Raw genomic sequence first — 19,080 nt, 5'->3', positions numbered from 1 at the left:
AGCTGCGCCGACTATGTGCTCAGTGGGCGAAGTGCCTTGCGCCGGTCAGGTACAGGGTCACGCCGGCTTCCTTGGCCGCCGCGGTGACCTCTTCGTCGCGCACCGAACCGCCCGGATGCACAATTGCCCGCACACCGGCGGCGGCCAGTGTCTGCAATCCGTCCGGGAACGGGAAGAACGCATCCGAGGCCGCCACCGCGCCGCGCACCCGCTCGCCGCCGCGCTCGACGGCGAGCCGCGCCGCGTCGACACGATTCACCTGACCCATGCCCACCCCGACGGTGGCACCGTCGGCGGCGATGACGATCGCGTTGGACTTCACCGCGCGACACGCCCGCCAGGCAAATACCAAGTCCGCCAACGTCGCCGGGTCGGCCGCTGTGCCGGTGGCCAGCGTCCAGTTGGCCGGATCGTCGCCGGGGGCGTCGAGGCGATCGCGCTGCTGCATCAGCAGTCCGCCGCTGACCTGACGCACCTCGATGCCCCCGCCCATCGGCTCGGAAGCCACCAGCACCCGAATGTTCTTCTTACGGGCCAGCACGTCGACGGCGCCCGGCGCGTAGGCGGGCGCGACGATCACCTCGGTGAAGATCGTGTTGACGTACTCGGCCATCTCGACGCTCACCTCGGTGTTGGCCGCGATCACCCCGCCGAACGCGCTGAGCGGGTCGCAGGCGTGCGCCTTGCGGTGCGCGTCGGCGACAGAGACCGACGAGACGGCGATCCCACATGGATTGGCATGCTTGATGATCGCCACGCAGGTCTCGTCGTGGTCGAAGGCCGCCCGCCAGGCCGCGTCGGCGTCGGTGAAGTTGTTGTACGACATCTCTTTTCCGTGCAGCTGCTCGGCCTGAGCCAGGCCCGGCCACGCGGCCGGATCATGAAAGAGCGCCGCCTGCTGATGCGGGTTCTCCCCGTAACGCAGCAACGCCGAACGCCGCCACGACCGGGCGAACCACTCCGGGAACACCGTGGGTGGCTGCTCGGGCGCAAGCGTCGACGACATCCAACCGGCGACCGCGATGTCGTAGTCGGCGGTGTGCCGAAACGCCAACGACGCCAACCGTTTCCGCTCAGCGAGCGTGAAACCCCCGTCGGCCACTGCGGCCAGCACCCCGTCGTAGCCGCGCGGATCGACTACCACCGCCACGCTGGGATGGTTCTTGGCCGCGGCCCGCACCATCGACGGCCCGCCGATGTCGATCTGCTCGACACACTCGTCGACACTTGCGCCCGAGTCCACGGTTTCGCTGAACGGATACAGGTTGACCACCACCAGCTCGAACGCCGCGATGCCGAGCTGTTCGAGCGCCGTAGCGTGTTCGGGCTTGCGCAGGTCCGCCAGAATCCCGGCATGAACATGCGGATGCAAGGTCTTGACCCGCCCGTCGAGAACCTCCGGAAACCCGGTGACCTTTTCCACGGGTGTGACGGGAATGCCGTCGGCGGCAATGGTTTTCGCCGTGGAGCCGGTAGAGACGATGTCGACGCCTGCTGCGTGAAGCCCGCGGGCCAACTCGATCAGCCCAGTCTTGTCATAGACGCTGATCAATGCGCGACGAATTGGCCGCTTTCCGTCAGCATCATTTTCTAGGTTCACCCGATGTACGCCTTTCGTCCGGTCCACGTCACACCGCCGGTCACCACCGCGGCCACCACGTCCACCAGCAGCCGTCGTTCAGCGACCTTGATGCGCTCATGCAAGGTCTGTTCGTCGTCATCGTCGTGCACTCGGATGGATTCTTGCGCCAGTATCGGCCCGGTGTCGGTACCGGCGTCCACCAGGTGCACCGTGCACCCGGTGACTTTCACGCCGTACGCCAACGCATCGGCCACTCCGTGCGCACCGGGAAACGCCGGCAGCAGCGCCGGATGGGTGTTGAGGATGCGGCCACCGAAACGCGACAAGAATTGCGGGCCGAGAATTTTCATGAATCCCGCTGACACGATGAGGTCGGGTGCATGCGTCGCGACGGCGTCGGTGAGCGCAATGTCCCAGGCGTCGCGGTCCGGGTAGTCGCTCAACCGGGTGGTGAAGGTCGGCAATGATGCGGCGGCCGCGATCTCGGCGGCCGGGCACTCGCGGTCCACGCCGACGGCGACCACCCGCGCGGGGTAATCGCCGACGGCCGCGTCCAGCAGCGCGGCGAGCAATGAGCCTTTTCCAGAAGCCAGTACCACCAGCCGTGCCGGCGCGCTCGGAGGCACACGGAGCGGTTGCTGCACAGGGCGAGCTTAATCGTCTTCGGGTGGCGCTTCGCTTGCACCGGCCGGCCCGGCGGTGTCGTCAGCTGGCGGCTCGACCACCGGTGCCGCCGGTTCGGCGGCGGCCTTCGATGCTTTGGGCCGGCGGCGGATTCCGCCGGCCATCGCGACCGTGAGCGCACCGATGATCGCGAACCATCCGAACGAGGCGATCACGAAGCTGCCCTGGTCGATGCCGACCTCGCCGAAGTTGCCCAGCTGTCCGCCCGCGGCGTAGCCGAGCAGCCCCATCGTCAGCGTCGCGATCACCGCAGCCACCAGCAGCTTGGCCATCGCCGCACCCAGCGGCAGCGCGCGGCGCGCGCATTGCTGCCCGACAGCCACACCGGATGACGCGCCGACGATGAGCAGCGCGACCCACACCGGACCCAGCGGCGGGTGCGGGGCCGCGGCCAGCACCGGCAGCGCCGGAATGTCGCCGCCGAACACCGTGAACGAGCTGAACGTGGCGAAACCCAGGTGGGCGCTGGACCCGACGGCGACCGCCGCGGTGGCGACGATGACGTTGGGCGCGTACAGAATCGACAGCACGGTGAGGCTGAGTTGGCCGAACAGCGAATCGGTGATCGCGTACAGCTCGTGCATGGTTCCCCAATGCACGACCAGCGAGCCGGCCGTGACCGCACCGGACAGCCCCAGCAGCGCCAATACTCCCGCCGCCGCACCACGCAGCGCATCGGCGAGCCAATCGGGCAGCGACGACGCCGACAGCGCGCGCCGACCGACCCGGGAACCCACGCCCAGCGCCGCGCCGATGCCATGGACGACCAGCACGCTGAGGAAGGCGCGCAGCGCGTTGGGCGTCTGCAGTTCGGTGAGCACCGAAGCCGCGTCGTGGATGACCGCCAGTGAGATCGCGGCGAACAACAGTGGGCCGCCCAGCGCCGAGGCCACCACCCAGCGGATGACGAACCAGGACGCCGTGTTGGCGGTGGCCTGCGCGGTGGTGCGCGCCGTCGCCCACACCATCAGCAGTAGCGGCAACAACGGCATCACGCCAAGCTCGCGGCCGCTGATCGAGATCGGCACCCGGTGCACGCCGAGCCACATGCTGGCGATGGCTCCCAGCGCACCGGTCATGTCGCTGTTGGCGATCAGCAGCTGCAGCAGCGTGACCGCAGCGATGATCACCAGCGCGACAACAGCCGGCCCGAACGCCACCCGAAGCAGCTCGCGGGCCTGACGCGGACCCGCGGTCGGACTGCCCGCCACCTACGTCACTCTCGGCGGCACCCGGTCAGGACTGTGACTGCCCCGAGGACGGCTGCTGTTGCTGCTGTTGCTGCTGCCCCTGGCCGTAGGACTGTTGACCCTGCGCTTGCCCCTGCGCAGAACCCCCTTGGTTCGCGGAGTTGTGCTGACCCGAGCTCTGGCTACCCGAACCGGCCGAGGTGGGCTGGCCGTAGCCCGGGAAACCGGTGGGCGGGGTGGGCGGACCCTGTTGCGGTGTCTGCTGCGGCCCGGATTGCGACGCCTGCTGCTGCGGGCCGGTCTGGCTGCCAACAGCGCTGAACCCGCCGGTGGACGGGTAGCTTCCGTACTGCGAGCCGTAGCCGGACTGTTGGTGCGATTGCTGCGGGGCGTGCTGCTGGTAAGGGCTCTGCTGGCCGTAGTAGCCGCCGTACTGGCCGTAATGCCCGTATTGGTCGTAGCGGGGTCGCGGCGCCGGTGCCGTGATGACGCCGGCGTCCAACAGCAGCGCGCTGACCGCGATGATGGCCTGCACCACCACACATGCGAGGGCGAACCATAACGCCCAGGCGACAGACAGGCCGTTGGGCGCGCTGAGCGCCTCCTTGATCAGGGTCAGCGCGCCCAGCACCGCGATCGCCGCGATAACTCCCTCGTAGCTTTTGGCCTTCGGCAGCAGGCTTACCGCGGCCAGCAGCCCCGCCAGCAGGGCGGCGACGATGCCGATCCCGACATCACCGGAAATCTCGCCAACCGGGCCGAGCTCGGCGCTGACGTTGAACATGGGACCGAAGCTCGCCAGATACGCCGCGAAGCCGAGCGCGACTACCGCGATGGTCAAATACAGCGGCAAACTGCTCTTGCCGTCATCGGATTTCGCGAACGACGGGTTAGCGCCGCCGTAGGAACCAGTGGACTGTGCGGGCGGATATCCGGGGCTGCCGGGCGAGTAGGTCATGACTTCTCCTGTGCTTGCAATGCCGATTCTGTACTCGCAGGCGCCGCTCCCGCGACGCTACGCCGGACCGCTCGATGAACGCCACCGCGGCGAGCGCGAACGTTACGAGGCGATTCGGCCATCCACGCTAGCGCACTGTCGACAACCCGGCTCGCGGCAGTTCCTGTGTCGCGCCACCCCCCGCGTTTGCCCACCGGATTGCAACACGTTCTAATTCAGGGATGGACTACGGGCTTGTGCTGTTCACCAGCGACCGCGGCATCGCCCCTGCGACGGCTGCAACGCTCGCCGAAAGTCATGGCTTTCACACGTTCTACGTGCCCGAACACACCCATATCCCGGTCAAACGGGAGGCCGCTCACCCGACCACCGGCGACTCCTCGCTGCCCGACGACCGCTACATGCGCACGCTGGACCCTTGGGTCAGTCTGGGTACGGCCTGTGCGGTGACCTCGCGGATCCGGCTGTCCACCGCTGTCGCGTTGCCGGTCGAGCATGATCCGATCACGCTGGCCAAGTCGATTGCCACGCTCGACCACCTGTCCGGCGGCCGGGTGAGTCTGGGCGTCGGATTTGGTTGGAACACCGACGAACTCGTTGACCACAAGGTGCCGCCGGCGCGGCGGCGCACCATGTTGCGCGAATACCTCGAGGCGATGCGCGCATTGTGGACGCAGGAGGAAGCCGCCTACGACGGGGAATTCGTCAGCTTCGGGCCCAGCTGGGCCTGGCCCAAGCCGGTGCAGTCACATATCCCGGTGCTGGTCGGTGCGGCCGGGACCGAGAAGAATTTCAAGTGGATTGCGCGCAGCGCCGACGGTTGGATCACCACCCCGCGCGACCTCGACATCGACGAACCGGTGAAGTTGCTGCAGGACACCTGGGCCGCGGCGGGACGCGACGGGGCCCCGCAAATCGTGGCGCTGGATTTCAAGCCGGTGCCCGAGAAGCTGGCGCATTGGGCCGAGTTGGGAGTAACCGAAGTGCTGTTCGGGTTGCCCGACCGATCCGAGGACGAGGTGGCCGCCTACGTGGAGCGGCTGGCCGGCAAGCTCGCGGCAATCGTGTAACGAGCGCTCAGGCTGCGGCGGCCTACAGGCTTTCCAGGATCTTGCGCGCCAACGCCGCAGTCCCCGATGGGGTTTTACCGACTTTGACGCCGGCCGCCTCCAGGGCTTCCTTCTTGGCGGCCGCGGTGCCCGACGAACCGGACACGATCGCACCGGCGTGCCCCATCGTCTTGCCTTCCGGGGCAGTGAATCCGGCGACGTAGCCGACGACGGGCTTGGAGACGTTGGCCTTGATGTAATCGGCGGCACGCTCTTCGGCGTCACCGCCGATCTCGCCGATCATCACGATGACCTTGGTCTCGGGATCCTTTTCGAACGCCTCGATGGCGTCGATGTGGGTGGTACCGATCACCGGGTCGCCGCCGATGCCGATGCAGGTGGAAAACCCGAAATCGCGGAGTTCGTACATCATCTGGTAGGTCAGGGTGCCCGACTTCGACACCAGGCCAAGCGGGCCTTTGCCGGTGATGTTGGCCGGGGTGATGCCGACCAGCGCTTCACCCGGAGTGATGATGCCGGGACAGTTCGGGCCGATGATGCGCGTCTTGGTGCCCTTGTCGACGTTGTAGGCCCACGCGTACGCGGTGTCCTGCACCGGGATTCCCTCGGTGATGACGACCAGCAGCGCAATCTCGGCGTCGATCGCCTCGATGATCGCGTCCTTGGCGAACTTCGGCGGCACGAAGATAACCGACACGTCGGCGCCGGTCTCCTTCATCGCCTCTGCCACGCTGCCAAAGACCGGCAGCTTGATCATCCGCCCGCCCTTGTCCTCATGAGTCACCGTGGTGCCGGCCTTGCGGGCGTTCACGCCGCCGACGATCTGGGTGCCGGCTTTGAGCATGCGGGCCGTGTGGACGGTGGCTTCGCTGCCGGTGATGCCCTGGACGATGACCTTGTTGTCCTTGTTCAAGTAGATCGACATCGCCTTACGCGTCCTTTCCGGAGCTCGCCAGCTCGGCGGCTTTGTCAGCGGCCTCGTCCATCGTGTCCACCAGGGTCACCAGCGGATGGTTGGCTTCCGCCAGGATCCGCCGGCCCTCCTCGACGTTGTTGCCGTCCAACCGAACCACCAATGGCTTGGTGGCGGTGTCGCCGAGCATCTGCAACGCCTTGACGATGCCGCTCGCCACCGCATCGCACGAGGTGATGCCACCGAAGACGTTGACGAACACGCTCTTGACCTGGTCGTCGCCCAAGATTACGTCCAGCCCCGCGGCCATCACCTCCGCCGAGGCGCCGCCACCGATGTCCAGAAAGTTCGCCGGCTTGACTCCGCCGTGGTTTTCACCGGCATAAGCGACGACGTCGAGGGTGGACATCACCAGGCCCGCGCCATTGCCGATGATGCCGACCGCGCCGTCGAGCTTGACGTAGTTGAGGTCGTGCTCCTTGGCCTTCAACTCCAGCGGGTCGGTGGCGTCGCGGTCCTCGAACGCTGCGTGGCCGGGCTGGCGGAAGTAGGCGTTACCGTCGAGGGTGATCTTGGCGTCCAGCGCCAGGATCTGGTCGTCGGGGGTGCGCACCAAGGGGTTGACCTCGACGAGGGTGGCGTCCTCGGCGACAAACAACTCCCAGAGCTTGCCGATGGTGACCGCCGCGGCGTCGAGCACCTCGGCGGGCAGGTGCCCCTGCTCGGCGATGGACCGCGCGAAAGCGAGGTCGACGCCTTTGACGGCGTTGACGGGAACCTTGGCCAGCCGTTCGGGCTTGGTGGCGGCGACCTCTTCGATCTCCATGCCACCCTCGACGGAGCACATGGCCAGGTAGGTGCGGTTGGACCGGTCGAGCAAAAAGGAGATGTAGTACTCCTCGGCGATGTCGCTGGCCTCGGACACCAGCAGTTTCTTGACGATGTGTCCCTTGATGTTCAGCCCGAGGATGTTGTTCGCGTGGGTGTAGGCGTCGTCGGGCGTGGCCGCGTACTGCACGCCGCCGGCTTTACCCCGTCCGCCGGTCTTGACCTGGGCTTTGACCATCACCGGACGGCCGATTTCCTGGGCTATCGCCTTCGCCTCGTCGGCGCTGTCAGTCACCCGTCCGGGCGTGGTGGGCACGCTGTGCTTGGCGAACAACTCCTTCGCCTGGTACTCGAAAAGATCCATGAGCTCGCTGTCTATTGAGTCGGCGTGATCGCTATCCTGCGGCTGCGGTTGCGTTTCGCCAACCGCGCCCGGGGGAACTGTATCCGCACGCGGTCAGGGCGCCGTCGTCGCATCCGCTGTTGTGGCGCAGGTCACGACCGATACAGGACAGATAGGGGTTGCGCGCAGCGTGATCCAGGTCACATTCTCGGCCGGGTTTCTCCCCTTAGCTTGCGAGCCTCATCTGCTAGTGGTTAACGTCTCAGGGTCTTCAGATAACGTTATGGTCACGACGCGAGGGACGTTTCAGGTTGACCCAGCATCTGTCTGCCCGGTCTCCTGGTTCAGGGACCTTTCGCGGACCGTCCGACCGTTGGTTTGACCGCAACGAGATCACCGACATCATCCCGTTCAACGAGTTCGGCAGCCTTGATGACCTGGAATTCAGCGAAAACTCGGTCTTCGGCGCCGCCGGGGTCCTGGACGCTCCTGAGCTCGACGACCTGAACGACGCGGACGAGCCCATCGCGCTGGAGTTGGCCAGTCCCAGTGAGCACCAGCTCAACGCGGACATCGATCAGCCCACCGATGCTTACCGCTTCGACTTGCCCGGTGACCCAGCCTGGCGTCGTGGACAGCATCGCAAGCAGATGAGTGGCGCGGTGCGGGGCCGGGTGTTGATCGGTGCCATGGCCGCCGGGGCGGCAGCCGCCGCTGCGCACTCCGCCACCCACCCGTCGGATACCTCCAAATCCGCGACCGTGCTGGCTTCGGACACCACGGCGGCCAGCAGCGGGCCGATCACCACCTCGCCGCGGGGCATGCAGGTGGTGACGGTGAAGCCCGCCGCCAACGCCGCGGTACACAACGCCGAACTCGCCAAGGGTGTGGCATTCGCCCAGGAACGCGCGCAACGTGAGGCCCGGCTGCAGCAGCCGCTCTACGTCATGCCGACCAAGGGCATATTCACGTCGAATTTCGGGTACCGCTGGGGTGTGTTGCACGCCGGGATCGATATCGCCAACTCGATTGGAACTCCGATCCTGGCGGTGTCCGACGGGGTTGTCATCGATGCCGGCCCGACCGCCGGCTACGGAATGTGGGTCAAGCTGCGCCACGCGGACGGAACGGTGACCCTGTACGGGCATGTCAACACCACGACGGTCAGCGTCGGACAGCGCGTGATGGCCGGTGACCAGATCGCCACCATGGGCAACCGCGGCAACTCCACCGGTCCACACCTGCATTTCGAGGTGCTGCTGAACGGCACCAGCCGGGTAGACCCGGTACCGTGGCTGGCAAAGCGGGGCTTGAGCGTCGGAAGTTTCGCCGGCTGACCGGTGACCTCATCGATCTACCTCACGCCTGACGACATTCCGCCCAACACACCACATGGTTCTGTCGGTGCGGGCAATCTTCCACCGGCCCGGCGGCCACAGGGCCATACCACAGGAGGGCCGAAATGAGTGCACCCCACGACGACGCACCGCGTACTCGCATCATCCGGCGGGCGCCGACCGGGCCGCTCCCCCGGATCGCCGATGACCCGCGCACCACCCATATCCCCCGCCAATCGCCTTACCCGACCGGCTATCCCGCCCAGCGCCCCGCAATGCCCGTCCCGCCGGCCCCCCAGCTGGACGAGCCCGCCAGCCGAACCGCCGTGGCCGGCGCCGCAGTCAGCATCGTCAGCGGGTGGGCCACCGCGGTGGTGGCCACCGATCTGATTGCGGGCTGGTGGGGCTCCGACCGGCTGTTCTGCGTCGCGGTCGCATTCCTGGCGCTGGTGTTTGCGTCGGCCACGGTGTCGGGAGTGATTCTGCTGCTTCGCCGGCGGGCGCTGGGCCGCTACCTCATCGTGGCCGGCGCCGTCATCGCGCTGCTGACCTACGGTGGTGTGTTCATCGCCGGCGCGCGGGTCGCCTGGATCGTGCACATACTGCCGCTACTGCCGATTGCCAGCGCAGTGTTGGTGCTGCACCCGAAAACCAAAGTCTGGTTGCCCGACGCCTAGAGCGCCTAGCGCGCCTAGCGCCCTAGAGCTTCGTGAGCGGGGCGTGGTTGTGCATCAGCTTGACCCGCCCGGAACTGCCGAAGTCGATCAGCGACATCGCCGACTCTCCCACGCCGGAGACTTCTTCGACCCGACCCAGCCCGTACTTGTCGTGGGAAACCCGGTCGCCGGGCTCGAGCACCAGCAGCGGCCGCTTGCTTGCCGACGTACGAGCCGGTGACGGCCGCGCAGGGCCGAACCGGCCGGCACCGCTCACCGGTGCGCTGAACGACGGCGTTGAGTCGGTTCGCCGCCAGTCGATGAGCTCCTGCGGAATCTCTTGCAAGAAGCGCGATTCGGGGTTCAGCATCGGCTGGCCCCACGACGAGCGGACCTTGGCCCTGCTGACGTAGAGGCGTTGACGCGCCCGGGTGATCCCGACGTAGGCCAGCCGGCGTTCCTCACTCAACTCGGTCGGGTCGGCCAATGCCCGCATGTGCGGGAACATTCCGTCCTCCATCCCGGTCACGAACACCACCGGGAACTCCAGACCCTTTGCGGTGTGCAAGGTCATCAGGGTGACCACTCCGGCATCGTGTTCGGGGAGTTCGTCGGCGTCGGCGACGAGCGACACCCGCTCGAGGAACTGCGCCAGCACACCGGTGTCCGGTACATCCTCGTCCTCGCCAGCGTCCTCGAGTGCTGCCGCGTTGGCCATGTCGGTTGCGAATTCGTGTGCGACGCTGACGAGCTCGTTGAGGTTGTCCAGCCGCGCCAGGTCCTGTGGGTCGTTGGAGGACTCCAGTTCGGCGCGGTAGCCGGTGCGGTTCAGCACCGCCTCGACCAGCTCACCGAGATCGCCGTCGAGGTGACCGCGCAGCTCGTCGAGCATCTCGACGAATCCCGAAATCGCTTTCACCGAACGGGAGTTGAGCATCGGCACTTTGCCTTCGGCTGCAGCGTCGAGCGCGTCGGCGAAACTGCTGCCGGTGTTCTCGGCGTAAACGGCCACGCAGGCTTCGGCGCGGTCGCCGATTCCGCGCCGCGGGGTGTTGAGGATGCGCCGCAGGCTCACCGCGTCGCCGGGGTTGTCCAGCACCCGCAGGTAGGCAACCACGTCGCGGATCTCTTTGCGCTCGTAAAACCGCACGCCGCCAACGACTTTGTACGGAATACCGGCTCGGATGAAAACTTCTTCCAACGACCGCGACGAATTGTTGGTGCGGTAGAACACTGCCACGTCGTTGTAGGTGATCTCGCCGCGCTGCGCCAGCGCCTCGATCTCTTCGGCGACGAACCGCGCCTCGTCGTGCTCGTTGTCGGCGACGTAACCGACGATCAGCTCGCCCTCCCCCGCGTCGGTCCACAGTCGCTTTTCACGGCGTCCGGAGTTGCGCGATATCACCGAGTTGGCCGCGGACAGAATGTTTTGCGTCGAGCGGTAGTTCTGTTCCAGCAGGATCGTGGTGGCGTTCGGGTAGTCGCGTTCGAAGTCTTCGATGTTGCGGATGGTGGCCCCGCGGAACGCATAGATCGATTGGTCGGCGTCGCCGACCACGCACAGTTCCGCGGGCGGCAGACCGTCGTCGCTGCCGTCCACAGGATGCCCGGCCAGCTCGCGCACCAGCACGTACTGCGCGTGGTTGGTGTCCTGGTATTCGTCGACCAGGATGTGCCGGAACCGCCGCCGGTAGTGCTGGGCGATCTGCGGGAAGGCCTGCAGCACCGCGACGGTCTCCCCGATGAGGTCGTCGAAGTCCAGCGCGTTGGCCGCGCGCAGCCGGTGCTGGTATTCGGAGTAGACCGCGGCCACGGTGCGGGCCAGGTCGTCGGAATCGTCGGACAGCGCGGCCAGCGCCGCCGGCGGGTCGATCAACTCGTTTTTCAAGTTGGAGATGGCGTTGGCCAGCAGCCGCGGCGAATACCGCTTGATGTCCAGGCCCATGTCCCGGCCGATCATCTGCAGCAGCCGTCGCGAGTCGTCGGCGTCGTAGATCGAGAAGTTGGAGTTCAGGCCGGCGATCAACGAGGCCTGGTTGCGCAGGATCCGCACACAGGTCGAGTGGAACGTCGACACCCACATCGACCGCGCCCGGGGCCCGACGAGCCGCACCACCCGCTCGCGCATCTCGGCAGCGGCCTTGTTGGTGAACGTGATCGCCAGGATCTGACCGGCGCCGACCTCGCGTGCGGCCATCAGATAGGCGATGCGCCGGGTCAGCACCGCCGTTTTGCCCGAGCCGGCGCCCGCGACAATCAGCAGCGGCGAGCCCTCGTGCAGGACAGCCTGGCGTTGTTGCGGGTTGAGCCCGTCGAGCAACTGATCTGCCCCGGCGTCGGTAATGTGCAACGTCATGTCCGTCCAAACTTACCGCTGTTTTGCGACACCTTTGCGCTGGCGGGCCTCCAAGTGGCACACTCAAATCGTGCTCAACATGCAGCGCCGATTTTTCTACGGGTACCGGCCAGCGGTGCCCGTGGTGTAGCTGCTCTGCAGAGCCCCGTGGTCCGCTACCGGATCCGGGGCTCGTTTCTTGTGTGAGGCCCGAAACCGGATGAGACCACAACCCCCCACATCCCCTGCACACAACGAGATTGCGGAGCCTTCCAATGACTATCGAAGCCGAACAATTGCCTGACATCGACGAACTGCGCCTCGAGATCGATCGGCTGGATGCCGAGATCCTGGCCGCGGTCAAACGCCGCACCGAGGTTTCCCAACAGATCGGCAAAGCCCGGATGGCCTCCGGCGGCACCCGCCTGGTGCACAGCCGCGAAATGAAGGTCATCGAGCGCTACAGCGAACTGGGACCCGACGGCAAGGACCTGGCCATGCTGCTGCTGCGGATGGGGCGAGGCCGCCTGGGTCACTAGGGACTTTCGTCACTGCCTTCTTGTGGGTCATGTCACGGGGTTGGCCCCTAAGAATTAATGCCGCCAAAGCCTAGGCTTTTCGGTGCGCTCCGCCGGGCTGTTGGAATCGGCGGGGCTCTGCGACGAGCGAAGGAAATTCCGATGGCCAGCTACACGTCCGATACCATTCTTGGCGATATCGTTACCGCGGATCCCTCCCGCGCCCGGATTCTGGAACGCTTCGGCATCGATTACTGCTGCAATGGCCAACGGCCGCTCGGTGACGCGTGTACAGCGGCACAGATCGATGCAGGCGAACTCCTCGCCGCATTGAACGCCGAAGAGCCCGGGCAGCGGGCCGGTTGGGCGGATCTCGATGATCCGGCATTGATCGAGCACATTCTCACCACCCACCATCGGTTCCTCTGGGAGGAATTTCCGCGGATGTCGGCACTGGTGGACAAGGTGGCAAGGGTTCACGGCCCGAATCACGCCGAGTTGACCCGGGTGCGTGAAGCATTCGACGAGCTACGCCATAAGGTCGAGCCGCATCTGCGCAACGAAGAGACGGCATTGTTCCCAGAAATCCTTGCGCGCAGCGGGGCCGACGGTCCTATCTCCGAAGAGCTGCACGCCGCATTGGACGAGAATATGACGCAACACGACCGAGCCGGCCAACTGCTGGCCGAGTTGCGGCAACTCACCAGCGGTTATGCTGTTCCCCCTGACGCCTGTCCCACCTACACGGCAATGTTGGCGGGCCTGGAAGAGATCGAATCCGACTTGCACATGCACGTTCACAAGGAGAACAACGTGCTGTTTGCACGCATGCTCGCCAACAACTGACCGAGTCAGGCTTTGGCCGGCCCGACTAGGGTCGAAAACATGATTGCCGCTATCCCTGATATCACCGCCACTGGCACCTGGAGCGCGCTGCGCGGACATCACGACCAGATCAAAGACCGCCATTTGCGCCAGCTCTTCACCGACGACCCCGACCGTGGCCGCGAATTGACGGTCACCGTCGGCGATCTCTACATCGACTACAGCAAGCACCGCATCAACCGCGAAACGCTCAAATTGCTGGTCGAGTTGGCCCGCGCGGCCAGGCTCGAAGAGCGTCGCGACGCGATGTTCGCCGGCGAGCACATCAACACCTCGGAGAACCGCGCGGTGCTGCACACCGCGCTGCGGCTGCCGCGCGACTCCACGCTGATCGTCGACGGACAGAATGTCGTCGAAGACGTGCACAAAGTGCTCGACGCGATGGGCGATTTCACCGACCGGCTGCGCAGCGGCGAGTGGACCGGTGCGACAGGCAAGCCCATCAGGACCGTGGTCAACATCGGCATCGGCGGATCGGATCTGGGCCCGGTGATGGTGTACCAGGCGCTGCGCCACTACGCCGACGCCGGCATCTCGGCGCGGTTTGTCTCCAATGTCGACCCGGCTGACCTTGTTGCGAAGCTGGCTGACTTAGACCCCGCCACAACGCTTTTCATCGTCGCGTCCAAAACGTTCTCCACACTGGAGACGCTGACCAACGCGACCGCCGCGCGGCGTTGGCTAACCGACGCGCTCGGCGAGGACGCGGTGGCCAAGCATTTCGTTGCGGTGTCCACCAACGAAAAACTGGTCGACGAGTTCGGCATCGACACCGCGAACATGTTCGGCTTCTGGGACTGGGTCGGCGGACGCTACTCGGTAGACTCGGCCATCGGGCTGTCGGTGATGGCCGCAATCGGACGAGAGGCGTTCGGCGACTTCCTGTCCGGATTCCATGTCGTCGACGAGCATTTCAGGACCGCCCCGCTAGAGGCCAACGCGCCGGTGCTACTCGGGCTGATCGGGTTGTGGTACTCCACTTTTTTTGGTGCGCAATCGCGCGCGGTGCTGCCGTATTCCAACGATCTGGCGCGGTTTCCGGCCTACCTGCAGCAACTGACCATGGAATCCAACGGCAAGTCGACTCGCGCCGACGGCACGCCCGTCGTCACCGATACCGGCGAAATCTTTTGGGGCGAACCGGGAACCAACGGCCAACACGCCTTCTACCAGTTGCTGCATCAGGGCACCCGGCTGGTACCGGCCGATTTCATCGGTTTCTCTCAACCCCTGGACGATCTGCCGGACGCCGACGGCACCGGCAGCATGCACGATTTGTTGATGAGCAACTTCTTCGCCCAAACCCAGGTGCTGGCATTTGGCAAGACCGCCGAAGAGATTGCCGCCGAAGGCACTCCGGCCGATGTGGTGCCGCACAAAGTGATGCCCGGTAACCGGCCGACCACGTCGATCCTGGCGACCCGGCTCACCCCGTCTGTGCTCGGCCAGCTGATCGCCCTCTACGAGCATCAAGTGTTCACCGAGGGCGTGGTGTGGGGCATCGACTCGTTTGACCAGTGGGGCGTGGAACTGGGCAAGACTCAGGCCAAGGCGCTGCTGCCGGTGATCGCCGACGACGGTTCACCCGCACCGCAGTCGGACAGCTCGACCGACACACTGGTTCGGCGCTACCGCAGCGAACGAGGGCGGGCGGGCTAGGTCCTAAGGCGCCCCGACGACAAGCTCGGATCCGAATCGCCGCACAAACGTACGCAAGCGTTCCACCGTCGCGGTCTGCGGCTCAACCAGGTGCAGCTGCAGCAGTTCGCGGCCGGCGGCATGCAGGACCCGAGCGGTGTATTCCGGATCATGCAGATGGGGATTGATGCGCAGCAGTTCCCTGACGAAGAAGTCGAGGACGACGGCCTGAGATTGAGCCAGCCGCGCATACAACTGCGGGGGCGCGCCCTGCGGCGGGAACAAGAACAGCCGCCACGTTGCCGGGTGCGCGTCGACAGCAGCCAGCACACCGTCGAATGCGAGCACCAGCGACTGATCGTCTACTACCGCATCCAACCCGGCGATCGCCTCGGCGAACTGCGCGCCGGCCCGCGCCGCCTCGCGGTCGATCAACGCGACGAACAGCCCCGCCGGGTCGCCGAATAGCTGATATATCAGCGATCGATTGATACCGGCTTGGCCGGCGATGCGGTTGGGGGTCGCCGCGTGAAATCCTTCGGCGTCCACGATCGCGTGTGTGACATCGAGGATCTGCTCGCGCCGGCGCTCGGCGGTCATGCGCCGCTTCGGGCTCTCCCGTAACGATGTGGTCATCCTTGACAGGATAACTAACAACTTGTGAGTATTACTCACTAACTGTTAGTTATCCGGAGGTCGTGATGGTCACCTACTACCCTGAGCTCGCGCAGCGGGTCCGGAGCCAGCGCGATTTGCAGCCCGACCTCTACGGAGACTTCGACTTCGACCAGCGGCCGGATCGGCTGGTTACCGAGCCCGACGCCGACTCGGCCCTGCCCACCTGGGTGGCCGACCGCGCACCGATCCTGGAAGACGAGCGCGTCCTCGAATTGATCAGCACCGCCACCCTGCTCGGCGACGTCGTCGCCGATCCCTATGCGGCGCTAATGGCCACGCACAGCGTCACGCAGCTGATCGACATGCTCAAGAGGGCCTGCCGAGAGGGACTCGAGGCGGTGCCCGAGGCGCCGCCCGAGCTCGTGTCGTTCATCGGCGCCATGGAGGCCACCCCGGAGTGGATCGACTTCGACCTGGTACGCGAAGGCGCGCGCCAAGAGCGCATCCCGGCGGCCCTGCTGGCCCCCTTCATCACGCGCGGAGCCTTTCTCGCGACCTTCACCAATACCTACGCCGCACTGCCGATGGCTCTGACCGGCGCACTGTCGGGCAAGCGGGCCGCCCGGCGGGTCAACGAGACGGCCAGTTTCTTCGCCGTCACTACCCTGCCCGGCGCGCTGGACCGGTACGGCCCCGGCTTCGAGGCCGCGGCCATGGTCCGGTTGATGCACTCGATGGTCCGCTACAACGCGCTGAAGAAATCCGACAAGTGGGACGTCGGTGTCTACGGCATGCCGGTGCCGCAAGTCGACCAGATGCCCGCCGGAATGATCGGCCAGTACCTGTTGGCGCGCAAGGCACGTCAACAGGGCCGGTCCCGGTTCACCAAGCAAGAGCGCGCCGTCGTCGAATTCGCCAGATACCGGTGCTTTCTGCTGGGTCTGCCCGAGGAATTGCTGCCCGCCGAACCAGCCGACATCATGCACGTCATGCACGCGCGCTCTGCGCTGCTGCGCGACGGATTCGACGACATCTGCCGCGAGCTCGTCAGCGGCACGATGGCGGCCTATCTGCGCCCCGACACGACCTTGTTCGACCGTTGCGCCGAGGCGGTCGAGAAAAGCTTCTCCAAGCTCACCTTCGTCCGCACGTTCTGCGGTGGTGATCGCAACATCGCCGAGGCCATGGGCGTCTCAATGGGGACTACGGATCTCGTGCGCGTCGCCCTCACCGCGCCGTTCATCATCGGGCGTTTCACCGCGGTGAGCCAGGCCAGCCGCGTCCCTGTGCTTCGAGACATCACCGACGCATACGTCATCGGGCTGCTCAAGCTTCGGCTGGCGACCTACGGCAAGCCCGAATTCACCACCGACGCAGCGCATTACACGCCAGTCGCGAGCTAGGCGAAGTACTTGGTCAGCCGAAGCGGCAATACCCGCAGCACCCGAACCAGCGGCCCCCACGGCCAGGCCGGCACGACGGCGCGGCCGGATTCGCGTTCGATCGCGGTGACCATCGCCTTGACGCCGGTCGCGTTGTCCACCATCAGCATGGTGCTGGCCGACTTCGCGGTCATCTCCGACTCGATGTAGCCCGGCTCCAGCACGGTGATTTTGATCGGGCCGCTCGCATACTCCGCGCGCAGCGATTCGCCCAGCGATGACAAGCCGGCCTTGCTGGCGCCGTAGGCGGCCTTGACGCCGGGCACCCCTCTGTTGGCCAGCACCGAGGAGATCAGCACCAGGTGCCCCGACCCGGTCTGCTTGAACATCTCCAGCGCGGTTTCGATCTGCACCAGCGCCGCCACCAGGTTGGTCTCGATGGTGGCCTTGTTGGCCCACAGCTTGCCCGAGCCCAGCGGGGCGCCCTTGCCGAGGCCGGCGTTGACGATGATGCGGTCAATCCCGCCGAGCGCGTCGGCAAACTCGGAGAACACCTTCGGCACCTGCTCGTGGTCGTTGACGTCGAGCGCGGAGGTGGCCACCGTGATTCCCGGATATTGCGAAGTCAGTTCGGCTTTGAGCTCGTCGAGCCGGTCGGTGCGACGGGCGCACAGCGCCAGATCGCGGCCCTTGGCGGCGAACGCGCGGGCCATCCCCGCGCCCAGCCCGGAGCTTGCGCCGGTGATGAGGATCTTTTGTCGAGTCACCCGGGCAGGTTACTTCAACAACCGCGACATCCGCCGGTCGGCCAGGACCTTGCCGCCGGTCTGACAGGTCGGGCAGTACTGAAACGACTTGTCGGCAAACGACACTTCACGCACGGTGTCCCCGCACACCGGGCACGGCAGTCCGGTGCGGGCATGCACCCGCAGGCCGGAGCGTTTTTCGCCCTTCAACGTGGCGGCTTGCTGGCCGACCGAGCGGGTCACGGCGTCGGTCAGCACCGACACCATCGCCTCATGCAGCGCGGCGAGCTGCCCGTCGGACAGTTTCCCTGCGGTCGCGAACGGCGAGATCTTGGCGACGTGCAAAATCTCGTCGCTGTAGGCGTTGCCGATGCCGGCGATCACCTTCTGGTCGGTGATGACGGTTTTGATCCGGCCACTGTTTCCGGCCAGCAGCCCGGCCAGCTCCTCGGCGCTGACCTGCAGGGCATCCGGGCCGAGCGCCGCGATGCCCGGCACCTGCATCGGATCGCCGACCAGCCAGACCGCCAGCCGTTTCTGGGTGCCGGCCTCGGTGAGATCGAATCCGGGTGCCTGCCCGGGGACGCCGAGGTGAACCCGCAGCGCGATCGGGCCCTTACCGGGCCGCAGCGGCGCGCCGGCCAGCTTGTCGGACCACTTCAGCCAACCCGCCCGGGACAGGTGGGTGATCAAATACAGCTGCCCGACCTGCAGCCCCAGATACTTGCCCCACCGTTGGGCCCCGGTGACGGCCTGGCCGTGCAAGGCATCCACGGGCGGGTCGAAGGTCTTGAGCACCGAGAACGCGGCGACGTCGACGCGCCCGATCGTGAGCCCGAGGGCGTGGCGGCGCAGGTGGTCGGCGAGTGCTTCGACTTCGGGCAGTTCGGGCATGTGTCCAGTGTGCCGTCAGCGGCGAGCGCTGCGGCTCACGTCGCGCGCCACCAGCGACAGCACCCAGCTGACGATCGACAGCACGATGGCAGCCCAGATCGCCGTCCACCAGAAGTGGTCGATGTGCAGCCCCCAGTGTGTGGTGTGGCGGGTGATCCACGCCGTGAGCCACAACATGAACGCGTTGATGACGATGTGGAACAGGCCGAGGGTCAGGATGTACAGCGGGATCGACAGAATCTGCACGACCGGCTTGATGAACGCGTTGACCAGGCCGAAGATCACCGCGACCACGAAGACGATGCCGGCGCGCTCCAGCTTGGAGTCGCCACCGACAAAGCTCAGCCCCGGCACGATCAACGTGACCACCCATAACGCGAATCCGGTTAATGCGGCGCGCAGCAGGAATTGACCCATGGCGCGAAAATACTCCGCGGCCGCGAGAAATAGCCAGAACCGGAGGTATCCGGTACCAAAGGTATTGACTACCCCGCAGGGGCTTC

16 protein-coding genes and 3 pseudogenes are annotated in these 19,080 nt (G+C 66.0%); 7 read left to right on the top strand and 12 right to left on the bottom strand.

Annotated elements, in window-relative coordinates; genetic code table 11:
• Positions 1-19: 19 nt before the first annotated feature.
• The 4 genes and pseudogenes from purH to MSP7336_RS10475 form a co-directional block, all read right to left on the bottom strand.
• Positions 20-1,600 carry a bifunctional phosphoribosylaminoimidazolecarboxamide formyltransferase/IMP cyclohydrolase gene (gene purH, locus MSP7336_RS10490; RefSeq protein WP_113963656.1) on the bottom strand — a complete coding sequence of 527 codons (1,581 nt, stop codon included), beginning with the start codon at positions 1,598-1,600 and terminating at the stop codon, positions 20-22.
• On the bottom strand, positions 1,597-2,226 hold the full coding sequence (purN, locus tag MSP7336_RS10485) for a phosphoribosylglycinamide formyltransferase (protein ID WP_069396158.1): 630 nt from the start codon (positions 2,224-2,226) through the stop codon (positions 1,597-1,599). The genes purH and purN overlap by 4 nt, the downstream gene beginning before the upstream one ends.
• Positions 2,227-2,247: 21 nt before the next feature.
• Positions 2,248-3,477: pseudogene (locus MSP7336_RS10480) on the bottom strand (cell division protein PerM); the annotation flags it as partial.
• Between the two features lie 25 nt (positions 3,478-3,502).
• On the bottom strand, positions 3,503-4,414 hold the full coding sequence (locus MSP7336_RS10475; protein WP_069396159.1) for a DUF5336 domain-containing protein: 912 nt from the start codon (positions 4,412-4,414) through the stop codon (positions 3,503-3,505).
• A 221-nt stretch (positions 4,415-4,635) separates the two neighbouring features.
• Here MSP7336_RS10475 and MSP7336_RS10470 point away from each other — a divergent pair, with 221 nt between their 5' ends.
• Positions 4,636-5,484, top strand: a complete 849-nt coding sequence (locus MSP7336_RS10470) for an LLM class F420-dependent oxidoreductase (protein WP_113963655.1) — start codon at positions 4,636-4,638, stop codon at positions 5,482-5,484.
• A 22-nt stretch (positions 5,485-5,506) separates the two neighbouring features.
• Here the strand turns inward: MSP7336_RS10470 and sucD are convergent, their stop codons facing one another.
• Both sucD and sucC read right to left on the bottom strand, forming a co-directional pair.
• Entirely contained in the window at positions 5,507-6,409 is a 903-nt protein-coding gene (sucD, locus tag MSP7336_RS10465; protein ID WP_069396161.1) for a succinate--CoA ligase subunit alpha, read from the bottom strand.
• Between the two features lie 4 nt (positions 6,410-6,413).
• Positions 6,414-7,589, bottom strand: a complete 1,176-nt coding sequence (sucC, locus tag MSP7336_RS10460; protein ID WP_113963654.1) for an ADP-forming succinate--CoA ligase subunit beta — start codon at positions 7,587-7,589, stop codon at positions 6,414-6,416.
• A 290-nt stretch (positions 7,590-7,879) separates the two neighbouring features.
• On the opposite strand from sucC, the gene MSP7336_RS10455 reads away from it, so the two are divergent.
• Positions 7,880-8,905, top strand: coding sequence for a M23 family metallopeptidase (locus MSP7336_RS10455; protein ID WP_069396163.1), 1,026 nt, complete (start codon positions 7,880-7,882; stop codon positions 8,903-8,905).
• Between the two features lie 125 nt (positions 8,906-9,030).
• Entirely contained in the window at positions 9,031-9,582 is a 552-nt protein-coding gene (locus tag MSP7336_RS10450) for a hypothetical protein (RefSeq protein ID WP_232321020.1), read from the top strand.
• Positions 9,583-9,604: 22 nt separating this feature from the next.
• Here MSP7336_RS10450 and pcrA read toward each other — a convergent pair whose 3' ends face one another.
• On the bottom strand, positions 9,605-11,917 hold the full coding sequence (gene pcrA, locus MSP7336_RS10445) for a DNA helicase PcrA (protein ID WP_069396164.1): 2,313 nt from the start codon (positions 11,915-11,917) through the stop codon (positions 9,605-9,607).
• A gap of 199 nt (positions 11,918-12,116) precedes the next feature.
• Here pcrA and MSP7336_RS10435 point away from each other — a divergent pair.
• From MSP7336_RS10435 to pgi, 3 genes and pseudogenes are all read left to right on the top strand, one after another.
• Positions 12,117-12,435, top strand: a pseudogene (locus MSP7336_RS10435) (chorismate mutase).
• A 141-nt stretch (positions 12,436-12,576) separates the two neighbouring features.
• A complete protein-coding gene (ric, locus tag MSP7336_RS10430; protein WP_113963653.1) occupies positions 12,577-13,260 on the top strand; it encodes an iron-sulfur cluster repair di-iron protein in 684 nt (227 codons plus the stop codon).
• A 39-nt stretch (positions 13,261-13,299) separates the two neighbouring features.
• Complete coding sequence (gene pgi / locus MSP7336_RS10425) at positions 13,300-14,958, top strand: glucose-6-phosphate isomerase (RefSeq protein ID WP_113963652.1); 1,659 nt, start codon at positions 13,300-13,302, stop codon at positions 14,956-14,958.
• Positions 14,959-14,961: 3 nt separating this feature from the next.
• On the opposite strand, the gene MSP7336_RS10420 is transcribed toward pgi, so the two are convergent.
• Positions 14,962-15,537 carry a TetR/AcrR family transcriptional regulator gene (locus MSP7336_RS10420; RefSeq protein ID WP_181786963.1) on the bottom strand — a complete coding sequence of 192 codons (576 nt, stop codon included), beginning with the start codon at positions 15,535-15,537 and terminating at the stop codon, positions 14,962-14,964.
• A gap of 101 nt (positions 15,538-15,638) precedes the next feature.
• On the opposite strand from MSP7336_RS10420, the gene MSP7336_RS10415 reads away from it, so the two are divergent.
• Positions 15,639-16,958 (top strand): oxygenase MpaB family protein, encoded by a 1,320-nt coding sequence (locus MSP7336_RS10415; protein ID WP_113963650.1) that lies wholly within the window; start codon positions 15,639-15,641, stop codon positions 16,956-16,958.
• Here MSP7336_RS10415 and MSP7336_RS10410 read toward each other — a convergent pair.
• The 4 genes and pseudogenes from MSP7336_RS10410 to MSP7336_RS10400 all read right to left on the bottom strand — a co-directional run bounded on the left by MSP7336_RS10410 (position 16,955) and on the right by MSP7336_RS10400 (position 18,994).
• Positions 16,955-17,704 carry an SDR family oxidoreductase gene (locus tag MSP7336_RS10410; protein ID WP_113963649.1) on the bottom strand — a complete coding sequence of 250 codons (750 nt, stop codon included), beginning with the start codon at positions 17,702-17,704 and terminating at the stop codon, positions 16,955-16,957. The genes MSP7336_RS10415 and MSP7336_RS10410 overlap by 4 nt on opposite strands.
• 9 nt (positions 17,705-17,713) lie before the next feature.
• On the bottom strand, positions 17,714-18,187 hold the full coding sequence (locus MSP7336_RS24210; RefSeq protein WP_232321025.1) for a zinc finger domain-containing protein: 474 nt from the start codon (positions 18,185-18,187) through the stop codon (positions 17,714-17,716).
• Positions 18,188-18,340: 153 nt separating this feature from the next.
• Positions 18,341-18,577, bottom strand: a pseudogene (locus tag MSP7336_RS24205) (DNA-formamidopyrimidine glycosylase family protein); the annotation flags it as partial.
• A 15-nt stretch (positions 18,578-18,592) separates the two neighbouring features.
• Entirely contained in the window at positions 18,593-18,994 is a 402-nt protein-coding gene (locus tag MSP7336_RS10400) for a phage holin family protein (RefSeq protein ID WP_069396169.1), read from the bottom strand.
• Between the last annotated feature and the right edge of the window lie 86 nt (positions 18,995-19,080).

The sequence above is a fragment of the Mycobacterium shimoidei genome (assembly GCF_900417275.1).
Classification (GTDB): domain Bacteria; phylum Actinomycetota; class Actinomycetes; order Mycobacteriales; family Mycobacteriaceae; genus Mycobacterium; species Mycobacterium shimoidei.
Note: the sequence above shows the minus strand (reverse complement) of the source record. Positions and strands in the feature narration are given on the sequence as shown.

Excerpts from the sequence above, each read along its gene's own strand:
- MSP7336_RS10475 (WP_069396159.1), bottom strand. The coding sequence starts at position 4,414 with ATGACCTACTCGCCCGGCAGCCCCGGATATCCGCCCGCACAGTCCACT.
- MSP7336_RS10470 (WP_113963655.1), top strand. The coding sequence starts at position 4,636 with ATGGACTACGGGCTTGTGCTGTTCACCAGCGACCGCGGCATCGCCCCT.
- sucD (WP_069396161.1), bottom strand. The coding sequence starts at position 6,409 with ATGTCGATCTACTTGAACAAGGACAACAAGGTCATCGTCCAGGGCATC.
- sucC (WP_113963654.1), bottom strand. The coding sequence starts at position 7,589 with ATGGATCTTTTCGAGTACCAGGCGAAGGAGTTGTTCGCCAAGCACAGC.
- MSP7336_RS10450 (WP_232321020.1), top strand. The coding sequence starts at position 9,031 with ATGAGTGCACCCCACGACGACGCACCGCGTACTCGCATCATCCGGCGG.
- pcrA (WP_069396164.1), bottom strand. The coding sequence starts at position 11,917 with ATGACGTTGCACATTACCGACGCCGGGGCAGATCAGTTGCTCGACGGG.
- ric (WP_113963653.1), top strand. The coding sequence starts at position 12,577 with ATGGCCAGCTACACGTCCGATACCATTCTTGGCGATATCGTTACCGCG.
- pgi (WP_113963652.1), top strand. The coding sequence starts at position 13,300 with ATGATTGCCGCTATCCCTGATATCACCGCCACTGGCACCTGGAGCGCG.
- MSP7336_RS10420 (WP_181786963.1), bottom strand. The coding sequence starts at position 15,537 with ATGACCGCCGAGCGCCGGCGCGAGCAGATCCTCGATGTCACACACGCG.
- MSP7336_RS10415 (WP_113963650.1), top strand. The coding sequence starts at position 15,639 with ATGGTCACCTACTACCCTGAGCTCGCGCAGCGGGTCCGGAGCCAGCGC.
- MSP7336_RS24210 (WP_232321025.1), bottom strand. The coding sequence starts at position 18,187 with ATGCAGGTGCCGGGCATCGCGGCGCTCGGCCCGGATGCCCTGCAGGTC.
- MSP7336_RS10400 (WP_069396169.1), bottom strand. The coding sequence starts at position 18,994 with ATGGGTCAATTCCTGCTGCGCGCCGCATTAACCGGATTCGCGTTATGG.